Below are 25403 nucleotides of genomic sequence, written 5' to 3'. Positions count from 1 at the left end.
TTACCCATATAATACCAGTTAATTTTGAATTCCATTAAAACGATAGGAAATATGCGACAAGAAAACTTGGCTCGTTCAATAAAAATCCTGGTAACAGGTGCTACAGGTAAAGTAGGTAGCAAACTTGTTCCAAGGCTCATTCAATGGGGATACGAAGTCAGGGCCTTAGTAAGACAAACGGGTCGAGCATCATTCCTGAAAACTGCCGGTGCAGAATTGGCTGTCGGAGACCTGCTTAATCCCGGCTCATTTAAGGCTGCGCTTAAGAATGTTGATGTGGTGATTCACCTGGCCACATTTTACAAAGGCGCTAACGAAGAGCAGTCCAGAAAGGCAAACATTGACGGTACTGAAATTCTTGCCAAAGCTTCGCTCGAAGCCGGAGTGCAGCATTTTATTTTTGCCAGTTCAAACCGTGTTTACGGTTCCAACCGTACAAAAATGGTTACGGAAACCGATGCCACCCATTCATCAGATAATCAATTTGCGATAGCAAAGGTGGAAGTGGAAAATTTACTGCTAACGGTATTCGAAAAAAGTAACCCTGTCCTTTGCATCCTGAGATTTCCACTCGTTTACGGCGACGGAGACCGCCATTTAAAGGAAACAATTCCGGCACTTAATGATTGGCCTCCTGCAAAAAGAGTTCAGATGGTACATCATGCCGATCTTGCACAGGCAGTAAAACTATCCATTTCCCAAAAAGCAAACGGAATATACAACGTTACCGATGATGCCCCATTAACTATTTCCGAACTCCGGTGTATATATCACGTGCCCGATACTGAGGATGGGCAGATTTCCGATCCATGGGAGATGATTGTTAGTAACAGGAAAATAAGAGATACGCTTGGCTTCAGACCAATTTACCCAACTTTTTATGCTGCACATGATGCAGGAGCACTCTAAATAGCGCGAGATCATGAAGTCGAAAAAATATACCTTATGGATCATCATGTTGATCGTGGCACTGAACTCCATTGGATTTTCCATCGTGCTGCCGTTGCTGCCTTTTTTAGTAGGCAAATATCTTCCTTCCCGGCAAGTTGTTGTGGGCATGAGTGCACTCCTGTCTGTATTTGCTGCCTGCACGTTTTTTGCGGCACCTGTGCTCGGCGCATTAAGTGACCGATACGGACGAAAAAAAATCCTTATGGTAAGTTTATTTGGGTCTGTCATTGGCTATATCCTCTTTGGTATAGGAGGTGCGTTATGGGTACTCTTCCTGGGACGCATCATCGACGGACTTACAGCCGGAAATATCAGTACGCTGTTCGCCTACCTTTCCGATACGATAGCACCCAAAGAACGTATCAAATGGTTTGGCTATATCGGTGCGGTTATGGGAACAGGAAAAATAGGCGGCCCTGCGTTAGGTGGATTATTGGGGAACATCTCTATTGGCTTACCTTTTTACGTAACTGCCGCATTAATATTTCTTTCCGGTTTGGCCGTGTATTTTCTGTTGCCTGAATCTTTGCCTCCCGAAAAGAGGACTAAACAGCTGACATTAGCCAGTATGAATACGTTTTATCTTTTTAAAGAGATATTCAGCCTGAAAGCAGTCAAATTATTGCTCCTGCTGGGTGCGCTGTTTTATGCGGGCCTGGGTATATTCCAGTTTAACTTTACTGTTTTTCTAAAGGACGTTTATCATTGGGGGCCTCAACTTATTGGTATTCTGCTTACTGTTGTGGGAGTTTTCGATATTGTTACGCGTGCAGTATTGTTACCCCGTTTGTTGAAACATTATAGCGAAAAAAGTATAGCGATTGCCGGTTTGATCGGTCTTGGCATTGGGTTAGGATTGATTTTGGCAAGCATATACCTGCATTCGTTAATTATCATTTCCCTTGCCGTGATATTCATCATCTCCGGCGAGGGTTTATTTGAGAGTACCTATAACGGAAAGCTGTCACAATCAGTCAGTGAAAGCCAGCAGGGAAAATTGCAAGGCGTCAGTCAAAGCTTGCAGTCCGCAAATAACATGTTTGTTCCACTGGCTGCAGCCGCCATCTATTTTTACAATCCGGGGGCATTGTATGCAGTAGCTACATTGATTATACTTGCGGCAGTTGGTATGTGCGCAAAATATATACCCCGAACTAAACCAACCTAAGGCACAGAATTGTTTATTTCAAACAATAATGAATGATTAACTATGACCAGCCTGTATGATGTACTTTGAATAATGACAAAAAACGCCATCAGTTAACCAGCAAATAAGTTATAGCCGCTATAACGGTAGTAGTTAGCGATGTACGCAAATACCGCAACGCCTTGGTGATCTGGTTCTCTACTGTTTTTGTAGAGATATTCAACTGCTCTGCAATTTGCTTGTGCGACAGGTGTTCCTCACGGCTCAGTTTGTAAACTTCGCGGCATTTTTCGGGTAGTTTGTTTACCACCGAACTTACCTGCCCTATCAGTTCCTTATATTCAATATCATTATATGTTCCAGGAGTTTCCAGGCGCTCCAAAAGATTATCATAGATTTCACCGCGAACTGCCCCTGTGCGCACCTGCCGGTAAACCTCATACCGGATGGAGGCATACAGGTATGCTTTCAACGATACTGTTATTTCAAGCGTATGCCGGTTATTCCACAATTTTATAAAAAGTTCCTGGATAATATCTTCGCAGGCTTGCTGGTCTTTTAAGATGTTATGTGCCGAAATGTAGAGTGATTGCCAATATTTTTTGTAGATAATTGACAAAGCAATAGCCTCATCACCCTTTAGGCGATCAATCAATTGTTTATCAACTAAATACTCATCGTGCATCTTAAACGAAAATAAAAAATTAGCGCTATATTCCGTATAGTTTTGTATTAATACACTACATTGTTACGAAAAGGTAAATTTAAGTTAAATATTTAACTTGCAGTAAACTATAGATTGCATTTTGAATGCGCTTTTTCACGGAACATAAACTTAAGTCGTATATTATTCAAAAGGGGGCTCTTACCATCAAAAAGTAATAAGCATCATTTTTCAAACTGCTCACCGTCATGATTTTAGGTGCATATTATCTCTTTCTTTGATAAAGAAAAAGCACCACTATCATGAAAAAATTAAACCTGTTGCCTGTTTTACTCATAATACTTCTTACAGCGTTTGCTGCCAACGCTTTTGCGCAGGCCGGCCACGATACCAGCAAAGCCAACAATATTGTTATTGATGCCAAAGGTGGCATTTATAACCATGATGGCACTAAACTGGGGTATATCACCAAAGATGATATCGTCAAAAATAATAAAGGCGAAAAGCTTTATTTTATTGACCGCGATGGAAATGTTATTGACGCCAAAGGCAATAAACTAGGCATGGCCAAAAAGAACGGCAATTATTACAACAACAAGGGTCAAACTGTATTGCAATTGAAAAATATAAACGACGAAACCTGCGCAATTTTAGATCCCCAGGGTCACAATTTGGGTACCGTGCATAAAAACTACAAGCTGCATGCCTGCGCAGCACATTGTTATTTTTTAGAGCAAAAAAAGCTTAAGGACGCCAAAACAAAAGAATAAAGGCGGAGGAAGGGGTTAAACGAACTATGCTATTTCCGGCAGTTTTAAGCTACCCGGCGCAAAGCTTAGCGTAAAGGCCCCTTCCGCCATCTCTTAATCTGCTGTTTCAATTTTTTTTTAGTGTTTTATATTGTAACTTCATCTCAAAGCTACACCTATGAAACGCAAACAACGCAACAGCGGGGCGCACCCCGCTAATGGCTGTTTTACGGCAATAATTATACTGCTGGCTCTAATTCTGAATCTTTCATTACCCGGAAATACTTATGCGCAGGGCCGCTGCCTCATTGTTTCAGACATTCATTTAAATCCATTTTTTACTACCGATGGCAATTACGGGATCAATAATGAACTGGTACAAAAGTTATCGGCCGCAAAGGCTGACGAATGGGGTGAGATCCTGGATAATTATGCAGCAAAAACTATCGATTCGAACCTGCGCGGACATGATTCAAATTACCCGCTTTTAATAAGCGCTTTGGATAACATGTATCTGGCTGTTAAAAGGCCCGATTTTATAATTATTGCCGGCGATTTTATCTGGCACAATAACCCCGCTGATACCGCTTTAAAACAAAAATCCATTCAATTTATAGCCGGTTTGTTTCATAAAAAATTTCCGGGCGTACCCATAATCCCTACGCTTGGGAATAATGACAGTAACAACGATTATGAAAAACAAAGTCCGCAGTTTTTACAAAACTTTGCCAGTGCCTGGCAGCTGGAAAAACAAAATGCGGACACCGCTTTGTTTAAATCCCGTGGCTATTATACCGCCACTATTGGCAAATTAAGATTTGTTGTTTTAAACACTTCCCTAGTGAGTAAAAACAGTGTTGCCATGGGCTATAATTATTATAATGATGGTTACGCCATGGTGAACGACTGGCTGAAAAAAGAGCTGACGGATACAATAAACAAGGTATGGATCATCTCGCATATCCCACCCGGAACCAACGGCTTTGACGGAAAGCCCATGTGGATGACAGGCGGCCCAAAAGGCGATCTTTCCGCTATGTTTACGGGTACAGTGGTTAACAACAGCAGGCAGGTTGAGTTTATGATAGCAAGCCACACCCACTTTAATGATTTCAGGGTATTTTATCCCGGCACCAGTACCATTGCCGATTCGGCAGCGGCTTATATGAGGATAGTTCCATCTATAGGCATGGACCATCGCAATAACCCCTCATTTGAAATAGCTGATTTTGACGGAGCTTACCATGTTACAAAGGAAACCAATTACTACCTTGACCTTTCTAAACTTACCGGTAAAGAAGAGCCCACAAAACTAAAATGGAGCGACATGGTTAGCTTAAATAACTTTACTGCCAAAAGGAAAATAGATGCTAAAACCTTATCCAACCTGGTTGATAAGATGCTTTCGCAAAGTAAGATCCGGACTTATTATGACCAGTTTTATGGTGCGGGCCACCCTACAGGTGCTTTCACCAACCCGGTTAAATACCCCGCTTACCTTAAAGCAGAAAAGCAAAACCGGGCATCACAATAATTATTTAAGCAATTATATTGTTGATTGTTGCAAAGGTCCAAAGCACTATTTTCGCAAAAACGCGAAAAAAAATGACTTACAGGCAACAATTTATGTGTAACAAACGTATTACAATAAACAACAAATAACCAACCATGAAAAAACAACTAATAACCAAAGGATTTTGCGCCATTGCATTAGCCTTTATGTTTAGTGCCTGCCAAAAAAACGGCTCATCCCCTTCAACAACCGGAACGCAGCTTTCGTTTGCCATGAGTGCTGACAATTCATCAACTGCATTACCTTCTTCTGTTGGCGGGCTAACCACCAATGCAACCACCGGCACCGCCAGTATTGCATGGACATCGGGAATCGCTAATATTGCTTACTTTAAACTGGAGGCAAAAAAAGGAAACACATCCGTTGAGATCAAATCAAAAGCGTTAACCAACGTTGATATTTTTGCTCCTATCCCTGCAAAAATTGCCGCTGCCATTGACACCGGCACCTATAGAGAAATTGAGATAAAAATTGTACTGGCAAAAACTACAACTGCCAATATCCCGCTTACCCTTAAAGGTAACTTTACAACCGCAGGCGGCGCAGTTGTGCCTATTGAGTTTGACTTTAACGATGATGCCATTATTAAGGCCGAATTAGAAAATATTACTGTTGATGGTAAAACCGACCTGGCTACCACTATCAAATTCCATTTAAACAAATTGCTTACCAATACAGCTGCTGCCATTTTAGATAAAGCCGACCGCGTAAACGGCACCATAGTGATTAGCAGCACGGTTAACGTAGCACTTTACAATGCCATTAAAGCACATTTTGAATTGTGCGGCGAGGGCAAAGGTTTTGAACACCACGATAAGAGTGAAAGAGGAAAGTAACTGATCTTATAAGCATTATTTAACAAAAGCAAAAGCCCCTTCCGGGGCTTTTGTTATATCCGGAAAGTTCGGCTTACATTAGCGGCTTTAAATAATACCATGCAAAACAACCTGCAGCAACTTTACGGAAACATTGACATTTATTTATTTGACCAACTGTTAAAGGGCCGGTTTGATGGTTGCCAAAAAGTGCTTGACGCCGGCTGCGGCGGCGGCCGCAACCTTGTATATTTTTTGAGAAATGGTTTTGACGTTTACGGGATAGATCCAAACCCGGAAGCCATTGACGCTGTCGCTGAGCTTGCAGGTATGCTGGCACCGGATATTCCGGCAAGCAATTTCCAGATAGGCGCTGCAGAAGATTTGCCTTTTAATGATGCGACGTTTGACCTGGTGATCAGCAGCGCGGTACTTCACTTCGCCGCAGATACCTCTCATTTTGAAAACATGCTGCGTTCTATGTGGCGGGTACTTAAACCAGGTGGTTATTTGTTCGCCAGGCTTGCATCTGATATAGGAATTGAAACCCTGGTGAACCAGCTCGGCAATGGCCGCTACCTGCTTCCCGACGGTTCGGAACGCTTTTTAGTGAATGAAGAAATGCTGCTTGCATACACCAGCGATTTAAACGGACAATTGTTTGAACCCATAAAAACAACCAACGTGCAAAACTTAAGGTGCATGACCACCTGGTGCATCTTCAAAATGTGAAGAAGTTTATAAGTTGCAATATGCTATTTTGTATTGCGTTTCTATATTTACATCCATACATAGTCAATTTATGAAAATTATAAAAGCTCAGTTCCTGTTATTCGCCATTTTATTTGCCGTAGCCGCGTTACCGGCATGCAAAGCTAAAAAGCCGCTTGTTACCAAGCCTGCCGTTAGTTATCCGCCTGATCCGGCACCGGCACCAAAAGAAACGCCAGCACCTGCACCGGCACCTGTGCAAAAGGAAACGCCACCGCCACCCGTTGCAAAGCCCGACTACAATTTCAGCAACATCCAATTTGAATTTAACTCTGGAATATTAAAAACCGAATCATATCCTATTTTGGACAAGGCGGCAGCAGAAATGAAAAAAGACCCGACAGTTAAATTTGTCCTGAATGGCAATTCATCTGCTGAGGGGAGCTATGACCATAACATGGCACTATCGGTTGAGCGCGCCAATTCAGTTAAACTCTATTTGGTTAATACCGGTATCGCTGGTGATAACCTTAGCATTAAAGGTTATGGCGAAAGCAAACCTATTGCAGATAACACTACCGAAGACGGAAGAAAATTAAATCGTAGGGTAGAGATCAAGAAACAATAAAGGAATTGTCACCCTGCCAAGCAAAACTGCTCCGGGGTGACATTCATATTTTCTCTGTCAAATGTTTCCAATATCTTTTGGGAATATGCCTTAAATGCAGCTTTGTATTTTTTCGCGATGCGATATTTACACTCCTGAAATAATTCTTCCAAAGGTGCTGGTAGGTCTCCTCGTGTTCGCTAAAAACAGCGATGGCGTTACCAGCCGGAGCGGACGCCGAAAATTCCATAGCAACAAACTCCGTATCGTGCAGGTCGTAGTAAATGCCATAGTTTCTTTTTACGTCATATATCATCCATTTCTGATCAGCATAGCGATTTTTAAAGTGCCTTATTAACAACGGCAACACGTTAAAATCGGGTTCAACTGCTGCGTAATACGTATCGTCCTGCAGCTTTTGAAAGCGTACAAACGCCTCCATTCGGTGTTTCTCCCGACGCATCATTTGCACTATTTGCGAAATTCGCTGCACGTATTTGTTGCCGTAGTCATCTTCAATATTTTGTTGGGTATCAAACGCATATCTGATATAGCCTGCGATATTATTTTCTTCGTGCTCCATCCCTGCGAAATGGGCAATATAAACGCGCTGTACGCCATTTGCTGAAAGCCTGGTTTTCAGGCCTTTCAAAACCCGGTTTGCGCGGGCATCATCTGTAATAATCTGCAATTCATCTTCAAATAAAGCACTACTGCCTGTTCCGTCTTTTTGTAAATTAACAACTGTAAGCCTGCGATCATAAATTTCGAAAATCGCGGTCAGCAAGCCCTCAAAAGTTCCATCGTAGATCAGCCTGGTCATTTTTAAAAAAGATTAAGCTGGGATTGCACGTTCTTAAGGTACTTACTTTGCGACTCGGCTAAAATAAACTGCTTTATTTTGGTGCCTGTAAGGTCGCGCTTTTCGTAATCGCCGCTTTTGCACGTAATAAAATATTTAGCCCGGTTCAGGGCAACCCCTATCTTTTTCAGCTGATCCCAGTTTAAGAAAGCAAATTTACGGGCGCTCACAATTTTCTGCGCCGAATGCAGCCCAATGCCTGGTACGCGAAGGATCATGTGCAGATCAGCTTTGTTAATATCTATGGGAAAAGCCTGCATATTGCGGATGGCCCAGCCCAGTTTAGGGTCAATATCCAGATCCAGCAGCGGCTGTTGGCTGTTTACAATCTCGTTTACATTAAAGCCATAAAACCGCATTAGCCAATCAGCCTGGTAAAGCCGGTTTTCGCGCACCATTGGCACAGCGGTATTTAACCCGGGCAGGCGTTTATCAGCCAGCACAGGTACGTAGCCAGAGTAATAAACCCGCTTTAAATTAAAGTTCTTGTAAAAATGGTTAGCGGTATGCAAAATCTGCTGATCATTCTCAGGCGTGGCCCCAATAATAACCTGGGTGCTTTGACCCGCTGGTGCAAACATTGGTGCTTTTTTAAACAACTTCTTTTCTTCCTTTCGCTGAATGATCTCTTTATTTAAAAATGCCATGGGGTCAATCATGTCCTGCCGGTTCTTATCAGGGGCCAGCAGTTTTAAGCCGGCTTCGGTCGGCATTTCAAGGTTAACACTCAGCCGGTCAGCATATAAGCCGGCTTCGCGCATAAGTTCGTCACTGGCACCCGGAATGGATTTTAAGTGGATATAACCATTAAAGTTATTTTCTGTACGAAGTTTTTTGGCGATTGTTACCAACCGCTCCATTGTATAATCGGCATCTTTAAAAATTCCGGAACTCAGGAATAGCCCTTCGATATAATTACGGCGGTAAAAATTGATGGTCAAATCTACCACCTCCTGCACGGTAAATGCAGCGCGTTTAATGTCATTACTTTTTCGGGATACACAATAGGCGCAATCAAAGATGCAGTGGTTGGTAAGCAGAATTTTTAATAGCGACACACAGCGCCCATCTTCCGTATAGCTGTGACAAATGCCGTTGCTGGCATTACCGAGGCCTTTGTTCTCATTTTTTCGCTTGCTCCCGCTTGATGCACACGACACATCATACTTGGCTGCATCAGCCAGGATATTTAATTTTTCCGTTACCCTATCCACGTTCATATCTATCAAAATTACTAATATTTTTAGTAATTTTGAGAAGGAATAGGTAAACATTTGGGGAATAAAATAGGCAGAGTGATTATCTAAAAATGGGGGGAAACGTTTTAAATAGAATTGTTTACGCGCTGACTCCGTATTAATTTTTTAACCAATCAGCCGGAATTTCCTTTGGCTCCGAACCGTTTATGCTGTATTTCAACAACAGCTTAAAACCGCCGCCACCTTCAATAAAGTCAAGTGCGAATGGATGCGCTCCCATTTTCAAGGCAATTTGGCCGCTCCGTTCCTGCGCCGAATGGTTACCATCGTTGTTCACAGTGATGTTATCGCCAATCCGTAAAACGCCGCCGTCATCGCAGGTGAGGAAAAAAGTATAAATACCATCCGAAGGGACATCCAAATAGCCCTTGTAAGTTATTCCGAATGAGGGCGCTTTTACCGTAGGCGGTACAGCAATCTTATCGCTGGTAAAGGTGCTGTCAGCCTTTGCATTGTGCATTAACGCCGTTTCCTTGAAAAAAGCTTTGTAATAGCTGCAAACCAGGCCAGGTTTTGGTGACCCAATTTTTACCGGCCCAAGCATATTTTGCTGTGTATAATTCAGGCTGTAAACATCGCCCCGGGTGCCCGATGGCGTAAATGCCGCCACTTTAACCATTTCGGGTTGCTTAATTACCAATGGCGCGGGCAGTTCGGGAGAGCTTACTGCAGGTATGGAGCCATCTGTTGTGTACCGGATGACAAGGCCCGGCAAGGGTTTGCTGATGCTTAGCTTTCCTTCGTCAGTAAACACATATTCGTTCAATAAACCGGGAAGATCAGGCAACCTGTAATGGATCTTCAGCGCATCCATTCGCGGGTATTGCTCTACCAGCCGTTTTAAATAGGAATTGTACTTGCTTTGATCATTTGTCCAGAGCATTTCTGCAAGCGCTGTCATGCGGGGCATATACATGTAATCGGCGCGATTTTCTGATGGGATCATTTCCGTCCAGATGTTTGCCTGAGCGCCAATAATAGCGCTGGCTTCCTTTCTATTTAACCCTTTCGGAATCGGATTAAAGTGATATACCTTGTAAATTGAGTACTGGTCGGGCTGGGCGTCAAAGTATAAAGGTTCGCCGGGCGTCATAATAACGGTGTTGCCGTTTTGTGCAGCCTTTACGGGCGCGCCGGGTACCCACGTACGCCAGTACATTATAATGGCGGTTTTAGTTACGCCGCCTTCAATAATCTCGTCCCAGCCAATCATTTTCCGCTCCCGGGCATTAAAAAATTTCTCCATCCGGTTAATAAAGTAGCTTTGCAGCGCGGGCAGGTCTTTAATTCCTTCCTTCTGCATCAATGCTTTACAGGCATCTGATTTTGCCCAGTCGGACCGGTCGACCTCATCGCCCCCGATATGAATATATTTTGAGGGGAAAATTTCCATGATCTCCTTAAACACATTTTCGGCAAACTCAAAAGTATTTTCGTTGCAGGGGCAAACAGGCTTCGAAAAAAGTTCGCCAAATTTATTCTCGCCGTTGCAAGTTAAAAACGGATATGCGTTTATAGCCGCCATCATGTGGCCGGGCATATCAATCTCCGGAATAATATCAATGTGGCGGGCGGCAGCATAAGCTACCACACTTTTCATTTCATCCTGCGTATAAAATCCGCCGTATAACGTTTTACCATCGCGCTGAATGATGTGTTCTTTATCAATGGTAAAATCCGGATTATCCACAGCTCTCTTCATACAGGCCGAATCCTGGTTATTGAATGTACGCCACGCTCCTTCTTCGGTCAGTTTCGGATATTTTTTTATTTCAATACGCCAGCCCTGGTCGTCGGTTAAATGCAGGTGCAGTTTGTTCATTTTATATAAAGCCATCCTGTCGATAAACTTTTTAAGGTAGCTTATAGCGAAAAAATGACGCGATACGTCCAGATGCATGCCCCGCCATTCATAAGCGGGTTCATCTGTAATAGACATCACAGGCAATGCTAATTGGTTATTAACAATACCGCTTTCAACAGCAACAGGCAACAGCTGCCGGATAGTTTCAACCGCGTGAAATACGCCTGCCGGATCTTTTGCCGCTATAATTACCTGTTGCGGCGTAATAGTTAACTTATATGCTTCAGGGGCGGTAATGGATGCATCATATACCAATTTTATAGCATGGGGATTGGAGTTCTTAGTTATGCTTAATTTTTTGCCAAGGCCCTTGCTTAGCAAATCATTTAATTCATTTGCCTCATTCCAAAACCGCTCGGCAAGTGTAATACTTGTTTTTGAAGTTATAATAAAAGAACCTTTACCTGCGGTTAATTTAGCCGGATAAGGAATCAGGGGGAACCTGCTTTCCTGGGCTGATACAGGGACAATGCTTATAGACCATAATAGCATTAAAAACGTAACGATGCCGCGCCTTTGAATAAAGAGTTTCATGAACAGGACTAATAAATGAGCCTGAAAGGTAGTAATTTCAGTTTAATATCATGCTGACGCCCGTAAGTTTGCCGCCGTTTGGGTATGGTATGGCGCCTTTATCTGTCAAATTATCTATACCTGGTAAACAATTATTCGCCGCTCCCACTCATTTGCCTGAGCTTTTTAGTGGCCGTTAACATTATACTGAAGGTGATTTTTGGTGTGCCTGTACAATACCTTTAAGTATTTCGTTTTCTTGAATGGTTTTCAAAGTTTCTTCATAGCCTATGTTATAAATTTCATCGGCTGCATCGGTATCAAATATTCCGTAACCACCCAGATCATGCGGCTCAATAACTATATCGCATAAAATTTTACGCGTATTAAGGCTCGAACTTATAGCAATCATCGCGGCCCTGTCAACCAGGCTGCGGAATGATTTAATCTCAGTAACTACCGGCAAATGGTTACATGAAGAACCAATAATCACATCACAATTGCCTACCAGCGGTTCAACCGGAAAATTATTGAGAATTCCGCCGTCCACATACATGTGGCCGTTAATAATAATGGGTTTAAATATTCCGGGCAAACAACATGAAGCTAAAATTGCCATATCCAGCTCACCTTCGGTAAAATAAACCAGTTTGCCATCACCCAGATTAACAGATGAGACCGTTACGTGGATATTAAGTTTTTGAAAGGAATTATGAGGAATAAATTTTGTAAACAGAAACCGGGTCTTCAGTATTGAAATCAATCCCGCGCTGCCAATTGATGGCCTCAACAGCTTAAGCAGCTTTGTTTCCTTAATAATCTGTAAAATCTCTTTAGGGGCATATCCTGCCGCGAAAAAGGCAGCAGCCACTGCCCCGGCACTGGTACCTGAGATATGCGAAAATTCAATACCATGATCGGTTAGCGCCTGCATTACACCTAAATGCGCTACCCCCCTTACACCACCGCCTGAAAGCGCAAGCCCTATTTTCTTTGTTTTATTGAGATCGATAGCGGGATTCATTTGTTGCTTATTTTGGTTAATTAGTTGCCATTAACCGTGCCAAAGCTAACATACCATTTATCCGCCAGTTAAACGGAATTAAAAAAAACGGGACAACAGACCAGCTTATTGGTGTTGTCCCGTTGAGGATTATCAGTTACCTGAAAGGGTCAGTATAATAATTATTACTTCAGTACATTGATCAATACTTCAACCAATAATACAATCCCCCAAAATACAAGGGTAACGTTCCATTCTTTTATCGAACAAAAAAGCATTTTGCTTCTTAATGTTAAAAAGTCTTTCATAGTTATTAAATTATTATCTCCAACCACCACCCAGTGACCTGTATAATTCAGATACTGCGCTTAATTCATCTCTTTTAATTGATGCAAGTTCTAATTCGCTTTGCAAAACATTACCCTGCGCTGTTATCACTTCAAGGTAAGTAGCTAAACCATTTCTAAATAAAAGGTTGGCATTTTTAGTAGCCTGCTGTAAGGTATTTACCCTGTTTGCGGCTATATCCTGCTGTGCTTTTAGCTTATCAATTTTTACCAGCGCATCTGAAACCTCGCCAACTGCATTTAACACCGACTGGCGGAACTGCAACACTGTTTTTTCGCGGTTAACCTTTGCAACCTCATAATCAGTTTTCAATCGTTTATGATCCAGCAGCGGCTGCACAACACTGCCCGCAACCACACCAAACAGTGATGCAGGAATATTGAACCAGTTACTTGCCTTAAATGAGTTTACACCCCCTTGCGCAGTAATGCGCAAAGCGGGGTACATTTCGGCTTTGCTAATACCTACGTTGCTGTTTGCAATTTGCAGGGCCAGTTCTGCACTTTTAACATCAGGCCGGCGACTCACAATAGCTGATGGCAAGCCGGCAGACACACTTACCGGGATAACCATAGCATCCAAATTTGAGTTACGGGCAATTTTATCAGGTAGCTGGCCGGTTAAAATACGAAGAGCATTTTCCTGGATAGCAATATTCTGCTCAAACTGCGGCACCAGTTGTTCGGCTGCCTGTTTTTGTGCATCGGCTTGCTGTACCGCTAATGATGTAACCTGCCCGGCATCATATTGCAGCTTAATTATCCGCAAAGTGCTGTCATTAAGTTTTACATTTTTTTGCGCAATATCCAGCTGTGCATCCAACATCAGCAGGTTATAATAACCTTGCGATACCGTAGCCACCAAATTGGTTTGTACAGCTTTTTTAGCTTCTGTGGTTTGCAGGTAAGCAGCCAGCGCACTGCGTTGCTGGTTGTGGATCTTACCCCAAATATCAGCCTCCCATGAAAGGGCAAGGTTAGCGGAGTAATCTTCCACGTGCTTTGTGCCGATGTTGTATTGTGCAATGCTCAGGCCTGTTAAACTATTGTCTGACGGGCGCTGTGAATTGGCTGTAACATTCAGGTCAACCTGCGGAACATAGTTCCACTTTACCTGCTTAAATAACAACTGCGACGCTTCTATATTTTTTACGGCAATCTGCATGTCGTAGTTTTTTTCGATAGCGCTGTCAATCAGTTTTTGCAGGGTTGCGTCGGTAAAGAAGTTTTTCCACTGCATATCAGCAATACTGGTTGTATCGCCGGTTGTGGCGGCACTCCTGAAAGTTTCAGGCAACTCGGGTTTGGGTGTTTGTACATCCTTTGATACTTTACAAGCGCTCAGCACTGCCAGCACCAATATCAAAACAGACCCTTTAATATAATTTTTCATTGAAGTATTTTTTTTATGCCGATGGAGCTATCATGAGCTAACAGCTTCTGATCTTTCCATTTTCATGTATGATTAATAAGAATATGACTTGCAACCTCCTCCTCTAATCCTCCCATATCATTCCGTGGGAAAGAAATCGCAAGCCGCTCTTTGTATTTATACCGATAGTTCGCTTTGTAATTCAGCTGCGGGCTTGCCGCCATGTCCATGATGCTTATCTTCAGCATTTAATACAGCCAACGGGATCCCTGTTATTCTTTCCTGCAAACCCTGGAATATTACAAACAGTACCGGGATAATAAATAGCCCAAGCAATACACCTGAAACCATCCCGCCTGCGGCACCTATACTGATAGAGTGGTTACCTTGTGCAGATGGGCCTGTTGCAATACTCATCGGGAACAAACCGAACACGAATGCCAGCGATGTCATGATGATCGGACGGATCCTCAGCCTTGCAGCTTCAATTGCCGCTGCCACTAACGGCTGGCCGGCTTTACGCCGCTGTACGGCAAACTCCACGATCAGGATGGCGTTTTTAGCCAGCAAACCGATGAGCATGATGAGCGCTACCTGTACATAGATGTTGTTTTCGATACCTGTTAAACCTAATACCACAAACACACCTAAAATACCTGTCGGGATTGAAAGTATTACAGCCAATGGCAAAATATAACTTTCATACTGTGCTGATAATAAGAAATATACAAACAGCAAACACAACATAAATATTACGGCTGATTGTCCGCCCGAAGAAATCTCCTCACGTGTTTGACCAGCAAACTCATAAGCAAAGCCCGTTGGCAATTGCTCTTTTGCTGTTTCCTCTATAGCCTTAATCGCATCACCTGAGCTATATCCCGGTTTAGGGATAGCATTAACCTCAATAGAGTTGAACAGGTTGAAACGCGAGGCGGTTTCTGAACCATAAACACGGGTTAGTTTAACCAGCGTATTTATTGGCACCTGTTCGCCTGTTTTGTTTTTTACAAATACACGATCAATAGCTGTAGGGTCGGTCCTATCGGCAATATCAGCCTGAACCACTACGCGGTAGTATTTACCAAAGCGGTTAAAATCCGATGCCTGGGCAGTACCAAAATATGCTTGCATAGTTGCAAGGATATCTTTAACACTAACGCCCAACTGATCAGCTTTTTCGTCGTCAACTTCTAATTGTAATTGAGGATAATCTGCTTTGTAGGAAGTAAAGGCATAAGCGATTGCCGGTTTAGCCATCAGCTTGCCTATAAAGTTATTGGCAACGCCGCTGAATTTATCCAGCCTGCCGTTGGTTTTATCCTGCAGCACCACATCCATGGCTTCCACGTTACTAAATCCCGGCACAGTTGGAAAGCTGAACACGAAGAACGTGCCGCCTGGTATGCCGGCTAACTTCCCTCTTACTATATTTTGTATATCATCGATATTCTTTACCGCGCCCCTTTCTTCGTTAGGCTTTAACAATAAGAAAATTACACCGGCAGATGGACTGCTGGATTGTGTTAAAAAGTTAAAACCAGATAACGCTGTAACAAACCTTTGTGATGGTAAAGTCTTAAGCTGATCTTCGGCTTGTTTGAAGATCTTGTTGGTACCACTTAGGGAGGTTCCGGATGGCGTACTAACAGCTACGGCCACAAAGCCCTGATCCTCGGTAGGGATAAATCCAGTTTTTGTTCTGTTTACCAGGAAAACGGTAATTAAAACTACCAGCGCCAAACCGCCTATACTAAGCCATTTTTTACGCATAAGGAATTTTAAGCCACCTACATACCTGGTGGTTATATAATTAAACCCACCATTAAAGCCTGCATAAAATTTCTCTACAAACCCTTTTTTAGGTGCATCATGACCATCAGCAGTATGTTTATTCTTTAAAAACAAGGCAGCCAAAGCAGGACTCAAAGTTAAAGCGTTAACAGCCGATATAATGATGGCTATGGCCATGGTTAATGCAAACTGCCGGTAAAAGATCCCTGTTGAACCCGTCATGAAACTAACCGGTAAAAACACAGCTGCCATAACCAATGTAATAGATATAATGGCACCCGTAATTTCATGCATTGCCTCGGTAGTTGCCACTTTCGGGCTCATTCCCGGGTTATGCTCCATTTTGGCGTGAACCGCCTCGACGACCACAATTGCATCATCCACCACAATACCTATGGCCAGCACCAGTGCAAACAGAGTTAACAAGTTAACAGAGAAGCCAAACAGGTTCATGAAGAAGAACGTGCCGATAATAGCTACCGGAACCGCTATAGCAGGGATCAGCGTAGACCTGAAATCCTGCAGGAATATAAATACCACTATAAATACAAGCACAAAAGCTTCTATCAATGTATGCTCAACCTGGTTGATTGATTCATCAAGGTCGGTTTTGGTACGATAGAACTGGTTGTATTTAATGCCGGCTGGAAAATCCTTTGACAATTTTACCATCAGCTTATCAACGTCGATCTGAATTTGATTGGCGTTTGATCCCGCCAGTTGTACCAACCCTATAATGATACCATCGTGCCCGTTCAGGTTACTCACACTATTGTATGAATAAGCGCCAAGTTCAACACGTGCTACATCTTTTAAACGCAGCACAGAACCATCGGCATTTGCACGGATAGCAATATTCTGGTATTCTTCCGGTTTGGTAAGCTTACCTTTATATTTAATTACGTATTCAAAAGCCTCGTCACTTCGTTCACCAAATTTACCGGGAGCGGCTTCAAGGTTTTTGTCCTGTATAGCTGCCATCACTTCGGCAGGCGTTACTTTGTAGGTAGCCATTTGACCCGGATTAAGCCAAACACGCATAGAATAATCCTTAACACCACCAAATATGGCGGCAGAACCTATACCCGGGATACGTTTAATTTCGGGCACAATGTTGATTTGCGCATAGTTGGCTACGAAAGTCTGATCGTATTTTTTTGGATCTTCTGAATAAATCGCCATCGCGCCAATGAAGCTACTTTGCTGCTTGGTTGTGGTTATACCAAATTGAACAACCTCGGCAGGTAACTGACTGGTTGCCTGCGACACGCGATTTTGAACATTCACAGCCGCCTGGTCTGGATCGGTACCTTGTTTAAAATAAACAGTAATGCCCAGTGAACCGTCATTACTGGCAGTAGAGGTCATATAGGTCATATTTTCCACACCGTTAATAGCTTCTTCTAACGAAGGCGTTACGGAACGTAAAATGGTCTCGGCATTAGCGCCGGGGTAAACGGCAGACACCAATACTGCCGGAGGGGCAATATTCGGGAACCGTTCTAAGGGCAATTTTGTTAAACCAAGTATACCAACTATCACCAATAATATGGAGATAACAGTTGAAAGTACCGGTCTTTGTATGAATTTTTGAAACATGATTTTGTTTTTTATTTGTTTTCAAAATACTTGCAGCCTCACCTAAATCCTCTCCAAAGGAGAGGGCTTTAACTTCGCTCTTTTTTAGAACCCTCTCCTTTGGAGAGAGCAGGGTGAGGCCCTTAGTTTTTAGTTTTTTGCTATCGCAGCCGTTTTTTCCGGTGCCTTTTCCGGATGGATAACTGTGCCTTCCTGCAAGTGATCAATACCGCTTAACACAATCTGGTCGCCGGCTTTTACACCGCTTTTAACCAGGTAATTGCTTCCGCTTTTTCCAACTATATCAATAGCTTGCTTTTTAACTTTGCTGCTATCTCCAACGGTAAATACAAACACTTTATCCTGCATTTCAATAGTTGCACTTTCAGGTATAATTAGCGCATCTTTATGGGTAAGGCTTAAACGGATTTTCCCGGTATTGCCTGAGCGTAATAAACCCTGCGGATTTGAAAAACTCGCCCTTAAAGTAATGGCACCTGTTGTTTTATCAAACTGACCGTCTATCATATCAACTTTACCTTGTTTGGCATAAGCGCTGTTATCAGCAAGCAATAGTGAAACGGTTGGCAATTTTGATAATTTATCTTTAAGTGTCTCGCCAGGATATTGCTCTTTAAAGCTTACAAAATCCTTTTCACTCAGCGAAAAATAAACATGCACATCATGCACATCTGATAACTGTGTAAGTGCTTCGGCATCAGCAGGAGCTACAAGGCTTCCCTGTTTTTTTATCAGGCGGCCTATATAACCGCTTACCGGTGCTTTTATCAGGGTGTATCCTAAATTGATCTGCGCGGTTGAAACATTTGCTTTAGCCTGTTCAATATTTGCTTTGGCAATGTCATAAGCTGATTTTGCTGTTTTCATCTGGTATTCTGATACTACTTTATTTTGAACCAGTGGGGTTAATTTGTCAATTTCCAGTTGTGCGTTAGCTGCTGCACCTTCGGCGGCATGCTGGCTGGCAACGGCATTGTTTAAAGCAGCGCGGTAAGGCTGATCGTTGATTTTGAATAAAGGCTGACCGGCGTTTACAAAAGCACCTTCGTCAACAAATACTTTATCTAACGTTCCGCCTACCTGCGGGCGAACTTCTACATTAACAGTACCTTCTATTGATGCAGGGTACTCCTGGAAAGTAGTATCGGTGCCTGTAGTTATTGTGGCTACCGGTAGTGACGGTGCCGGCGGTGCTCCTGCCGTCTGGGGCTTTGTTGAGCAACTGTATAATGATATTGCCAGGATCGCTAAAATTAAATTTTTCATGATTATGTTATATGGAGTTGTTGTGTGTATGTATTTGTGTTTGAATTCAAGGAAACCCTGATTGCTACCTGCAACACCGGTCTGAACTTGAAATAGATATTATAACACTATTAAACAATTTAACAGTGTTAGGTATTTGAGATTGAGTTTGGTTCAGTGTTTTCATAGTTGTATTTATTTAATGTTGATAATTCGATTATATATTTAACAGTGTTAAATAGCTTAACACTGTTCTTAATTCGTTAAAAAAATTAATCCTGCATAGACTTTATAATGCTTCCTATTGCATCTTTCAGTACATGGCGGTTAATTTCGTCAGACGATCCCCGGCTTAACAGGTTAATGGAAACCAACCCGTGTACAACCGACCAAAGGGTGTAATATTTGGTACAGATCACGTCACCCTCCAGATCGTTGTTGTTCATTAACTCGCCTATTACCCCGCTGAAAAGATCGTAAGGGATATCTGCCTCAGGCAAGCCATTTACAAGTTCGCAGCTGCAATTGGTAGTTATGCCAAACATTCCCTGGTAAAGCTCTTTATTTGCAAAAGCAAAGTTCCAATAGGTAAGCCACATATCTTCCAGTTGTTTAGCCGGTAAACGGTGCCTATCTCGGGCTTCTGTTAATTCCCTCGCCAATTTTAAATAACCCTGGCGGTTGAGTTCTAATAGTATGGCTTCTTTATTTGAAAAGTATTCATATATAATAGGAGCGGTATATTCAATCACGTCGGCAATTTTGCGCATGCTCAAGGCTTGCCATCCTTCTTCCTTAACAATCTGCAGGGCAGCTTCCAGTATGTTACACCTGGTCTCTTCCTTCAATCGTAATATTCTATCTTTACTAGCCATTTTGAATAGGCATTAAATAATTTAACACCGTTAAGCAAATGTACAGCGATAAATTATTAAGTGTGTTCATTGTATTGTCATTTAATTATCGGTGAATTGTCATTAGAAGCAAAGCCCGCGTTGATTATGGGCAACCTGTCGCGGATATAATTAAATATCGCCGCTGCAGCGCCTACCCGGCACTTAAATACCTTTACCAATATATTTCCAACAAAAAGCCCTAAATTTCGTTCCTCTATATTTATATCCATTAAATGAATCACTCAATCAAAAGGATCCGCTATAACCCCCGAAGAAAAGCAGGAAACATTGGTGACAGCCCCGGGGCTATTATTATACCTGAAGATGCTGTAAAACCGCTGATCTGCGTATTTTCATACAATGCGAAAGAACTGGTTACCAACGAAGGAAAAAGTATAAAAGTTGTGCTCGACCAGTTTAAAAAATGCCCGGACCATACCCATTGGGTACAGATCAGGGGCCTGGGCGATGCCGGGCTGATTGAAGATATTGGCGCCATTTTAACCATTAACCCGCTGGTGCTCGAAGACATTACCAATATTCACCAACGGCCAAAATTTGATGAGTACGACGACTATTTGTTTGCAGTAAGCCGCATGATAAATTTCACAAAAGACTATGAGCTTGTTAACAATCAGTTTTCTGCCCTGGTAAAAGATAACGTCATCATCACTTTTGAAGAAACACATGAGGAATATTTTGAAGCGGTAAAAAACCGCCTTGCCTCCGGTAAAGGTGCCATTCGCACTGCCGGGGCCGGCTATATGTGCTACGCCCTTACAGACACCATACTGGACCGCTATTTTGCCTTGCTGGCCAAGCTGGGCGACCAACTGGACACGGTTGAAGACCGACTTTACGGGAATGTGGACAAAAGTATTATGTTTGAAACGCAGCAGCTTAAACGCACCCTGATTGTATTAAGGCGATCATGCTGGCCTGAAAGGGACAAAATTAATGATATGCTGCGGACCGAGAACTCCCTGATAAACCCCGAAGTAAAACTATTTTTAAAGGATGCCTACGACCATTGCATCCAGATCATGGATCTGATTGAGAGTTACAAGGAAATTACCTCCAGTATAATGGATATCTACCTTTCAATGGTGAGCAACCGAATGAACGAGATTATGAAGGTGCTCACTATAATATCTGTTATATTTATTCCCCTAACCTTTATTGCAGGTGTTTATGGGATGAACTTTTCCAGGGTAGATCCTGTAACGAATAAAGTAATGCCAGACAACCTACCCGAGCTTTACAACCCTCACGGTTATTTTTATGCGCTTGGCGGCATGTTTGTGATCGGCATTATTCAGGTTATTATATTTTGGAGAAAAGGGTGGTTTAGCAAACTATAGCTTTAATTTGGCGAGGAGCGGTTTAATAACAGATAAGTAAAAAAAAAGACCAGCCTTTCAGCCGGTCCTCTTAATATTTATTCCCTTTGCGATTTTTATTCAAGCTGCCCGCCTATTTTTCTAATCTTAAACAGGTTAAATACCAGGAAGATTAAAATTATCCAAACGCCGGCCAAAATAGAGTAGGCTATCAATTGCAGCCAAACCGGCGCTTTATCCCGGGTGGCATAAAGCGTTCTTTCATTAAAAGTGTTAACGGGGATAAACTTGGCACCCCAAGGCACCGTTTTTTCAACGGTGAGGTTTCCGTACTGGTCATTATCTTCAACTTTAGCAATCAGGGTAATATTTCCTGATTTGCCGGCGTGAAGGCTGTCCCTTTTAAAATCTGCCGAGGCCTGACCTAAAGAATCGGTGGTAAAAGTGGGCGTTTCATTCACGGGGAGATCGCCGGTAAGGCGTTTTACAGCTATTTTAAGCTCCACGCCTTTTACAGGCACCCAAGCAGTATCCTTCATTTCCAAAACAGTAGCCGTAATGCTTTTATCGGCGGTAGTCAGCAATATTTTGGCTCGTGACACGGTTAAGTCGGCCTTGGCTTCCTCAAACTTTTTATCCCCTTTAAACGTTGCTAAAAAAGTGTGTTTTACCGAGCTGGCCCATTCTTTTTTTACCGATACCGGGATAAAAATACTGGCCTCGCCCTTCCTGTTAGTGGTAACACTACCAATAGCTGTGCCCGCAGAATCCTTATCAAGGAACAGATTAAGCGTAATGCCGGCAACCGGTTGAAACCGTCCGTCAACCTTGGTCTTTACCCTCACCAGCAACGATGGAACGGTATTGTTATTAACAAAATAGCTAATGGCTACGCTCAGGTCTCCTTTGGGTGCAGCTTGTGCAAAGGCATTGTAGCTGGTAAATGCTAAAGCAAATGCAGCCAGCGTAATGAAATATTTATATAGCCTTTTCATGTTCTTCTGTTAAAGTTTCTTGGATTGGAATGATTGGGAAAACCCTTGCGAGTATGGTGATAATTAACAACGCGCCGGCTAATGAACCCATAGTGATGGCCCACTCTTCCCAGCTCGGAAAGTAATGGTGGTAGCTTGCAGGGGCATCATGCATAGGCAGGAAGGGATGAAGCAGGGTTGGTGTTACAATTAAGTAACGTTTAAACCAGGCACCAACAATAACCATTACCCCTACAATAAACATCGGCAGTGGCTTCCTACCGGATTTGAATAACAAAATAATTATCGGGATGATCATGCCTATTAAAATGGCGAACCAGAACACCGTTGCAAAGTCGCCGCTGAACAGACCGTTTAAATACCCTTCTTCTGACTTTTTCATTTTAAAGAAAGGAGTTAAGAACTCGTTCATATTGAAATAGAGGTAAAGCAGTGATAACAATACCACCACCCGGCCCATTTTTTCAAAATGATTTTCGGTAATGTATTTTTCAAGATGATAGGCTTTTCTGAAAACATACATGGCCACTACTACCGCTCCTGAACCAACCAAAAAAGCACCAGCAATAAAGTACGCGCCAAAGTTGGTACTGTCCCATCCGGGTCTGTAAGTTGTTGCAAACAACCATGAAGTAACCGTGTGTATGGTGAAGGCCACCGGGATAATCGTTACGCAAAGGATATTGATAGCCTTTTCGCTTAATTTAAATTGTTCAGGCGTACCTTTCCAAAACGAACCGATGTAGCTGTAAAATTTATGCATCCGGTTTCCTGACTTTTCTTTATAGCGCAACAATATTTTAATATCGGGCAGCAGGGGGTAATATAACAGCAGCAGGCTGATAAAAAAGTAAGTAGTAATTACTATTACATCCCAGATAATAGGCGATTGAATGCGGCCATGTGTAAACAGGTTGTAGAACCTTTCGGGGCTACCCATATCCACAATAATAATAAGGGATGCAAAAATGATTGCCGCCACCGCTATGATCTCAGCGATACGGGTAAGCGGCGATCCCCATTTAACACCCGCTAACCTAAATATGGCTGTTATTAAAGACCCCACCAGGCTTATGGCAACAAAAAATACAAAGTTTGAAATGTAAATACCCCACGAAACATAATCGCGCATTGCAGTAACTACCAAACCGTATCGTATCTGGCGGTAATAGGCAAACAGGCCTATCAAACAAACCACCGTTAATAATGCAACCCATATTTTGCCGGCCTTACCAAATTTTTGGGGCAACAGGTCGTTTATTATTTTTTCATCTATTATTGAATTTTCCACGTTTAGCTATTTAATGTTATTTATTCTGCACCTTGTCATTTTCAAGGCCTGATTCAAAAGGAAAATTACGGCTTACAGGCGGCAGGTAATAAACACTTGGTTTAGTTCCCAAATCTTCCATTAAGCGGTAGCCGCCTTTGTCTTTAATCAGGTCACTGAACCTGAAAGTTTCTGCGCCATTGCTTACTGAATCCTCGTTAAGATCACCAAAAGCAAAAACGCCGTTCGGACATGCCGAAACACAATGCGGTAACTCGCCCATCCTGGTCATATCTGCACAAAAATCACATTTGCCTACCGTTCCCTTTTTTTGAGGAACGCTGGTTTCGCATGAGTATGGCAGAGCGGCAATGGCAGGCGCAATTTCCGGCTCGCCCCAGTTAAATACCCTTGTTGAATACGGGCAGGCAGCCATACAGAAGCGGCAGCCTATACAACGGTCGCTGTCAATCAAAACAATTCCATCCTGCCTTTTAAAGGTTGCATCAACCGGGCAAACCTTAACACAGGGTGGCTCATCGCAATGCATACAAGTGGTTGGTTCCCAATAAGGAGCAGTATGCTCGGCATCCTGCATCGGGTCCACTTTAATCCAGTTTTCGCCGGGGTTCAATTCATGGGCATGGTTACATGCCGATTGGCATTTTTTTAGGTTTTTACACCTGGAAAGGTCAATAACCATTACAAACTTTTTCCCGGGGATGCCTATCCTGGCTTCGGTATTGCTAACAGGGGGCATGTGGGGAACAGGCTTTAAAAATGCCTCATCCACCTCTATCTCTTCTCCGTCAACAGATAGCAGCTTTACTTTTTTTCCTGATGGTACGGCTATGTCACTGGCCCCGGCCTCAAAAGGATCAGTTTTTGGTGTACATCCTGATACTAAGCCGGCGGTAATTAAGCCGGTTAATAAAAAGTCTCTTCTTGAATTATTTTCCATTTTAGTTTTCCTTTGAGGAATCTCCTTTTATTTCTTTATCCAGTTTTTGAGTTCACTGTCTGATACCTTTTTGCGGTTTGCGGTTAACAGGGATGCGTCAACATCTACCAGCCTGCCATCTTGTGTGAGCATCCTTACTGTTCCGCATTTAACTTCGGGACTGGGTGAAATTTTATTTTTTTTTGTAAAAAAAGGCAACCCTAATGAAGCTGAAACAGCTGCAACTACAGTTAAAGCACCTGCTTTCCAAACAAACCTTCTTCGGGATGCTGAATTTTCCGGTGTTATTTCTTCCTGGTTATTCATAATATTTATGCTTTAGACGGGTGTCATTATATGGCATAAGTTAGGCCATCCGGCGGTTTAAAGTGATTATCCCGCCGAACAGTTAACTTTATGATTATTGATTTTTAATAGTCATAACCGGCAAGCCGGTTATGACTGGATATTATTACTTCTTCAGTGTACGGATATAGTTCACTACATTCCAGATATCTTCAGCTTCAGGGATCTTTTTCTTAAAGCTTGGCATATCGTCGCGTCCTTCTGAGATCTTGTAGAAAAGAGATCCGTCTGACTGCGACTGTGCAGCTCCTTTAGTCATATCCTCCGGCTGAGTTTTAAGCTGGGCCGCTTTACTGCCGTCACCTAAACCTGTTTTGCCATGGCATGATGCACAATGCAGGTTCCAAAGTGATTTTCCTTCAGCAATTGATTCCTTGCTTGATTTAACCGGGTTGGCTGTTTTTGCATTCTTGTCAGGAACGGGCCATGGCTTGGTTTTTTGTATTGTGGTAAATGCAATGCTCATCATGCTTAAAGCAAATACCGAGGTTGTTAACATTAATTTCATTTTCATGGGTTTT

The 25403-nt window shown here is 42.6% G+C and carries 23 protein-coding genes; 8 read left to right on the top strand and 15 right to left on the bottom strand.

Going from position 1 to position 25403, the window contains the following annotated elements:
• Window positions 1-51 precede the first annotated feature (51 nt).
• Both MuYL_RS05640 and MuYL_RS05635 read left to right on the top strand, forming a co-directional pair.
• Complete coding sequence (locus tag MuYL_RS05640) at window positions 52-909, top strand: NAD-dependent epimerase/dehydratase family protein (RefSeq protein ID WP_094569603.1); 858 nt, start codon at window positions 52-54, stop codon at window positions 907-909.
• Between the two features lie 13 nt (window positions 910-922).
• A complete protein-coding gene (locus tag MuYL_RS05635; RefSeq protein ID WP_094569602.1) occupies window positions 923-2119 on the top strand; it encodes an MFS transporter in 1197 nt (398 codons plus the stop codon).
• A gap of 88 nt (window positions 2120-2207) precedes the next feature.
• On the opposite strand, the gene MuYL_RS05630 is transcribed toward MuYL_RS05635, so the two are convergent.
• Window positions 2208-2783, bottom strand: a complete 576-nt coding sequence (locus MuYL_RS05630) for an RNA polymerase sigma-70 factor (RefSeq protein ID WP_094569601.1) — start codon at window positions 2781-2783, stop codon at window positions 2208-2210.
• 281 nt (window positions 2784-3064) lie between these two features.
• On the opposite strand from MuYL_RS05630, the gene MuYL_RS05625 reads away from it, so the two are divergent.
• The 5 genes from MuYL_RS05625 (at window position 3065) to MuYL_RS05605 (ending at window position 7238) form a co-directional block, all read left to right on the top strand.
• On the top strand, window positions 3065-3532 hold the full coding sequence (locus MuYL_RS05625; protein ID WP_094569600.1) for a DUF3659 domain-containing protein: 468 nt from the start codon (window positions 3065-3067) through the stop codon (window positions 3530-3532).
• 157 nt (window positions 3533-3689) lie between these two features.
• A complete protein-coding gene (locus MuYL_RS05620) occupies window positions 3690-5045 on the top strand; it encodes a metallophosphoesterase (RefSeq protein WP_094569599.1) in 1356 nt (451 codons plus the stop codon).
• Window positions 5046-5179: 134 nt separating this feature from the next.
• A complete protein-coding gene (locus MuYL_RS05615; protein ID WP_094569598.1) occupies window positions 5180-5920 on the top strand; it encodes a hypothetical protein in 741 nt (246 codons plus the stop codon).
• A 99-nt stretch (window positions 5921-6019) separates the two neighbouring features.
• Window positions 6020-6631, top strand: a complete 612-nt coding sequence (locus tag MuYL_RS05610) for a class I SAM-dependent methyltransferase (protein WP_094569597.1) — start codon at window positions 6020-6022, stop codon at window positions 6629-6631.
• Window positions 6632-6701: 70 nt separating this feature from the next.
• Window positions 6702-7238, top strand: coding sequence for an OmpA family protein (locus tag MuYL_RS05605; RefSeq protein ID WP_094569596.1), 537 nt, complete (start codon window positions 6702-6704; stop codon window positions 7236-7238).
• 43 nt (window positions 7239-7281) lie between these two features.
• Here the strand turns inward: MuYL_RS05605 and MuYL_RS05600 are convergent, their stop codons facing one another.
• From MuYL_RS05600 to MuYL_RS05565, 9 genes are all read right to left on the bottom strand, one after another.
• Window positions 7282-8040, bottom strand: a complete 759-nt coding sequence (locus tag MuYL_RS05600; protein ID WP_094569595.1) for a TIGR03915 family putative DNA repair protein — start codon at window positions 8038-8040, stop codon at window positions 7282-7284.
• Between the two features lie 2 nt (window positions 8041-8042).
• Window positions 8043-9299, bottom strand: coding sequence for a putative DNA modification/repair radical SAM protein (locus tag MuYL_RS05595; RefSeq protein ID WP_094569594.1), 1257 nt, complete (start codon window positions 9297-9299; stop codon window positions 8043-8045).
• 136 nt (window positions 9300-9435) lie between these two features.
• Entirely contained in the window at window positions 9436-11736 is a 2301-nt protein-coding gene (locus MuYL_RS05590) for a family 20 glycosylhydrolase (protein ID WP_094569593.1), read from the bottom strand.
• A gap of 181 nt (window positions 11737-11917) precedes the next feature.
• A complete protein-coding gene (locus MuYL_RS05585) occupies window positions 11918-12739 on the bottom strand; it encodes a patatin-like phospholipase family protein (protein WP_094569592.1) in 822 nt (273 codons plus the stop codon).
• Window positions 12740-12903: 164 nt separating this feature from the next.
• Window positions 12904-13026 (bottom strand): hypothetical protein, encoded by a 123-nt coding sequence (locus MuYL_RS23700; protein WP_262493656.1) that lies wholly within the window; start codon window positions 13024-13026, stop codon window positions 12904-12906.
• A 13-nt stretch (window positions 13027-13039) separates the two neighbouring features.
• A complete protein-coding gene (locus tag MuYL_RS05580) occupies window positions 13040-14458 on the bottom strand; it encodes a TolC family protein (protein WP_094569591.1) in 1419 nt (472 codons plus the stop codon).
• Window positions 14459-14614: 156 nt separating this feature from the next.
• Window positions 14615-17830, bottom strand: coding sequence for an efflux RND transporter permease subunit (locus tag MuYL_RS05575; protein ID WP_094569590.1), 3216 nt, complete (start codon window positions 17828-17830; stop codon window positions 14615-14617).
• Window positions 17831-17959: 129 nt separating this feature from the next.
• The gene (locus MuYL_RS05570; RefSeq protein ID WP_094569589.1) at window positions 17960-19096 is read right to left on the bottom strand and encodes an efflux RND transporter periplasmic adaptor subunit; all 1137 of its coding nucleotides are present in this window, start codon (window positions 19094-19096) and stop codon (window positions 17960-17962) included.
• A gap of 251 nt (window positions 19097-19347) precedes the next feature.
• The gene (locus MuYL_RS05565; protein WP_094569588.1) at window positions 19348-19950 is read right to left on the bottom strand and encodes a TetR/AcrR family transcriptional regulator; all 603 of its coding nucleotides are present in this window, start codon (window positions 19948-19950) and stop codon (window positions 19348-19350) included.
• Between the two features lie 254 nt (window positions 19951-20204).
• Between MuYL_RS05565 and corA the strand changes: the two genes are divergently transcribed.
• A complete protein-coding gene (gene corA / locus MuYL_RS05560; protein WP_094569587.1) occupies window positions 20205-21332 on the top strand; it encodes a magnesium/cobalt transporter CorA in 1128 nt (375 codons plus the stop codon).
• Window positions 21333-21427: 95 nt separating this feature from the next.
• Here corA and MuYL_RS05555 read toward each other — a convergent pair whose 3' ends face one another.
• The 5 genes from MuYL_RS05555 to MuYL_RS05535 all read right to left on the bottom strand — a co-directional run bounded on the left by MuYL_RS05555 (window position 21428) and on the right by MuYL_RS05535 (window position 25396).
• On the bottom strand, window positions 21428-22306 hold the full coding sequence (locus tag MuYL_RS05555) for a hypothetical protein (protein ID WP_094569586.1): 879 nt from the start codon (window positions 22304-22306) through the stop codon (window positions 21428-21430).
• Window positions 22290-23597, bottom strand: a complete 1308-nt coding sequence (gene nrfD, locus MuYL_RS05550) for an NrfD/PsrC family molybdoenzyme membrane anchor subunit (RefSeq protein ID WP_245845789.1) — start codon at window positions 23595-23597, stop codon at window positions 22290-22292. The genes MuYL_RS05555 and nrfD overlap by 17 nt, the downstream gene beginning before the upstream one ends.
• A 16-nt stretch (window positions 23598-23613) precedes the next feature.
• Entirely contained in the window at window positions 23614-24537 is a 924-nt protein-coding gene (locus tag MuYL_RS05545; protein ID WP_094569585.1) for a 4Fe-4S dicluster domain-containing protein, read from the bottom strand.
• Window positions 24538-24564: 27 nt separating this feature from the next.
• Window positions 24565-24843 carry a hypothetical protein gene (locus MuYL_RS05540; protein WP_094569584.1) on the bottom strand — a complete coding sequence of 93 codons (279 nt, stop codon included), beginning with the start codon at window positions 24841-24843 and terminating at the stop codon, window positions 24565-24567.
• Between the two features lie 145 nt (window positions 24844-24988).
• Window positions 24989-25396 (bottom strand): c-type cytochrome, encoded by a 408-nt coding sequence (locus MuYL_RS05535; RefSeq protein WP_245845788.1) that lies wholly within the window; start codon window positions 25394-25396, stop codon window positions 24989-24991.
• Window positions 25397-25403 lie beyond the last annotated feature (7 nt).

Source organism: Mucilaginibacter xinganensis, from assembly GCF_002257585.1.
GTDB classification, from domain to species: domain Bacteria; phylum Bacteroidota; class Bacteroidia; order Sphingobacteriales; family Sphingobacteriaceae; genus Mucilaginibacter; species Mucilaginibacter xinganensis.
Note: the sequence above shows the minus strand (reverse complement) of the source record. Positions and strands in the feature narration are given on the sequence as shown.

What these genes read in the sequence shown, in the direction of transcription:
- MuYL_RS05580 (WP_094569591.1), bottom strand. Translation starts at nt 14,458, where the DNA reads ATGAAAAATTATATTAAAGGGTCTGTTTTGATATTGGTGCTGGCAGTG.
- corA (WP_094569587.1), top strand. Translation starts at nt 20,205, where the DNA reads ATGAATCACTCAATCAAAAGGATCCGCTATAACCCCCGAAGAAAAGCA.
- MuYL_RS05585 (WP_094569592.1), bottom strand. Translation starts at nt 12,739, where the DNA reads ATGAATCCCGCTATCGATCTCAATAAAACAAAGAAAATAGGGCTTGCG.
- MuYL_RS05575 (WP_094569590.1), bottom strand. Translation starts at nt 17,830, where the DNA reads ATGTTTCAAAAATTCATACAAAGACCGGTACTTTCAACTGTTATCTCC.
- MuYL_RS05555 (WP_094569586.1), bottom strand. Translation starts at nt 22,306, where the DNA reads ATGAAAAGGCTATATAAATATTTCATTACGCTGGCTGCATTTGCTTTA.
- MuYL_RS05640 (WP_094569603.1), top strand. Translation starts at nt 52, where the DNA reads ATGCGACAAGAAAACTTGGCTCGTTCAATAAAAATCCTGGTAACAGGT.
- MuYL_RS23700 (WP_262493656.1), bottom strand. Translation starts at nt 13,026, where the DNA reads ATGAAAGACTTTTTAACATTAAGAAGCAAAATGCTTTTTTGTTCGATA.
- MuYL_RS05615 (WP_094569598.1), top strand. Translation starts at nt 5,180, where the DNA reads ATGAAAAAACAACTAATAACCAAAGGATTTTGCGCCATTGCATTAGCC.
- MuYL_RS05565 (WP_094569588.1), bottom strand. Translation starts at nt 19,950, where the DNA reads ATGGCTAGTAAAGATAGAATATTACGATTGAAGGAAGAGACCAGGTGT.
- MuYL_RS05610 (WP_094569597.1), top strand. Translation starts at nt 6,020, where the DNA reads ATGCAAAACAACCTGCAGCAACTTTACGGAAACATTGACATTTATTTA.
- MuYL_RS05600 (WP_094569595.1), bottom strand. Translation starts at nt 8,040, where the DNA reads ATGACCAGGCTGATCTACGATGGAACTTTTGAGGGCTTGCTGACCGCG.
- MuYL_RS05635 (WP_094569602.1), top strand. Translation starts at nt 923, where the DNA reads ATGAAGTCGAAAAAATATACCTTATGGATCATCATGTTGATCGTGGCA.
- MuYL_RS05595 (WP_094569594.1), bottom strand. Translation starts at nt 9,299, where the DNA reads ATGAACGTGGATAGGGTAACGGAAAAATTAAATATCCTGGCTGATGCA.
- MuYL_RS05570 (WP_094569589.1), bottom strand. Translation starts at nt 19,096, where the DNA reads ATGAAAAATTTAATTTTAGCGATCCTGGCAATATCATTATACAGTTGC.
- MuYL_RS05535 (WP_245845788.1), bottom strand. Translation starts at nt 25,396, where the DNA reads ATGAAAATGAAATTAATGTTAACAACCTCGGTATTTGCTTTAAGCATG.
- MuYL_RS05625 (WP_094569600.1), top strand. Translation starts at nt 3,065, where the DNA reads ATGAAAAAATTAAACCTGTTGCCTGTTTTACTCATAATACTTCTTACA.
- MuYL_RS05545 (WP_094569585.1), bottom strand. Translation starts at nt 24,537, where the DNA reads ATGGAAAATAATTCAAGAAGAGACTTTTTATTAACCGGCTTAATTACC.
- MuYL_RS05630 (WP_094569601.1), bottom strand. Translation starts at nt 2,783, where the DNA reads ATGCACGATGAGTATTTAGTTGATAAACAATTGATTGATCGCCTAAAG.
- MuYL_RS05540 (WP_094569584.1), bottom strand. Translation starts at nt 24,843, where the DNA reads ATGAATAACCAGGAAGAAATAACACCGGAAAATTCAGCATCCCGAAGA.
- MuYL_RS05590 (WP_094569593.1), bottom strand. Translation starts at nt 11,736, where the DNA reads ATGAAACTCTTTATTCAAAGGCGCGGCATCGTTACGTTTTTAATGCTA.
- MuYL_RS05605 (WP_094569596.1), top strand. Translation starts at nt 6,702, where the DNA reads ATGAAAATTATAAAAGCTCAGTTCCTGTTATTCGCCATTTTATTTGCC.
- MuYL_RS05620 (WP_094569599.1), top strand. Translation starts at nt 3,690, where the DNA reads ATGAAACGCAAACAACGCAACAGCGGGGCGCACCCCGCTAATGGCTGT.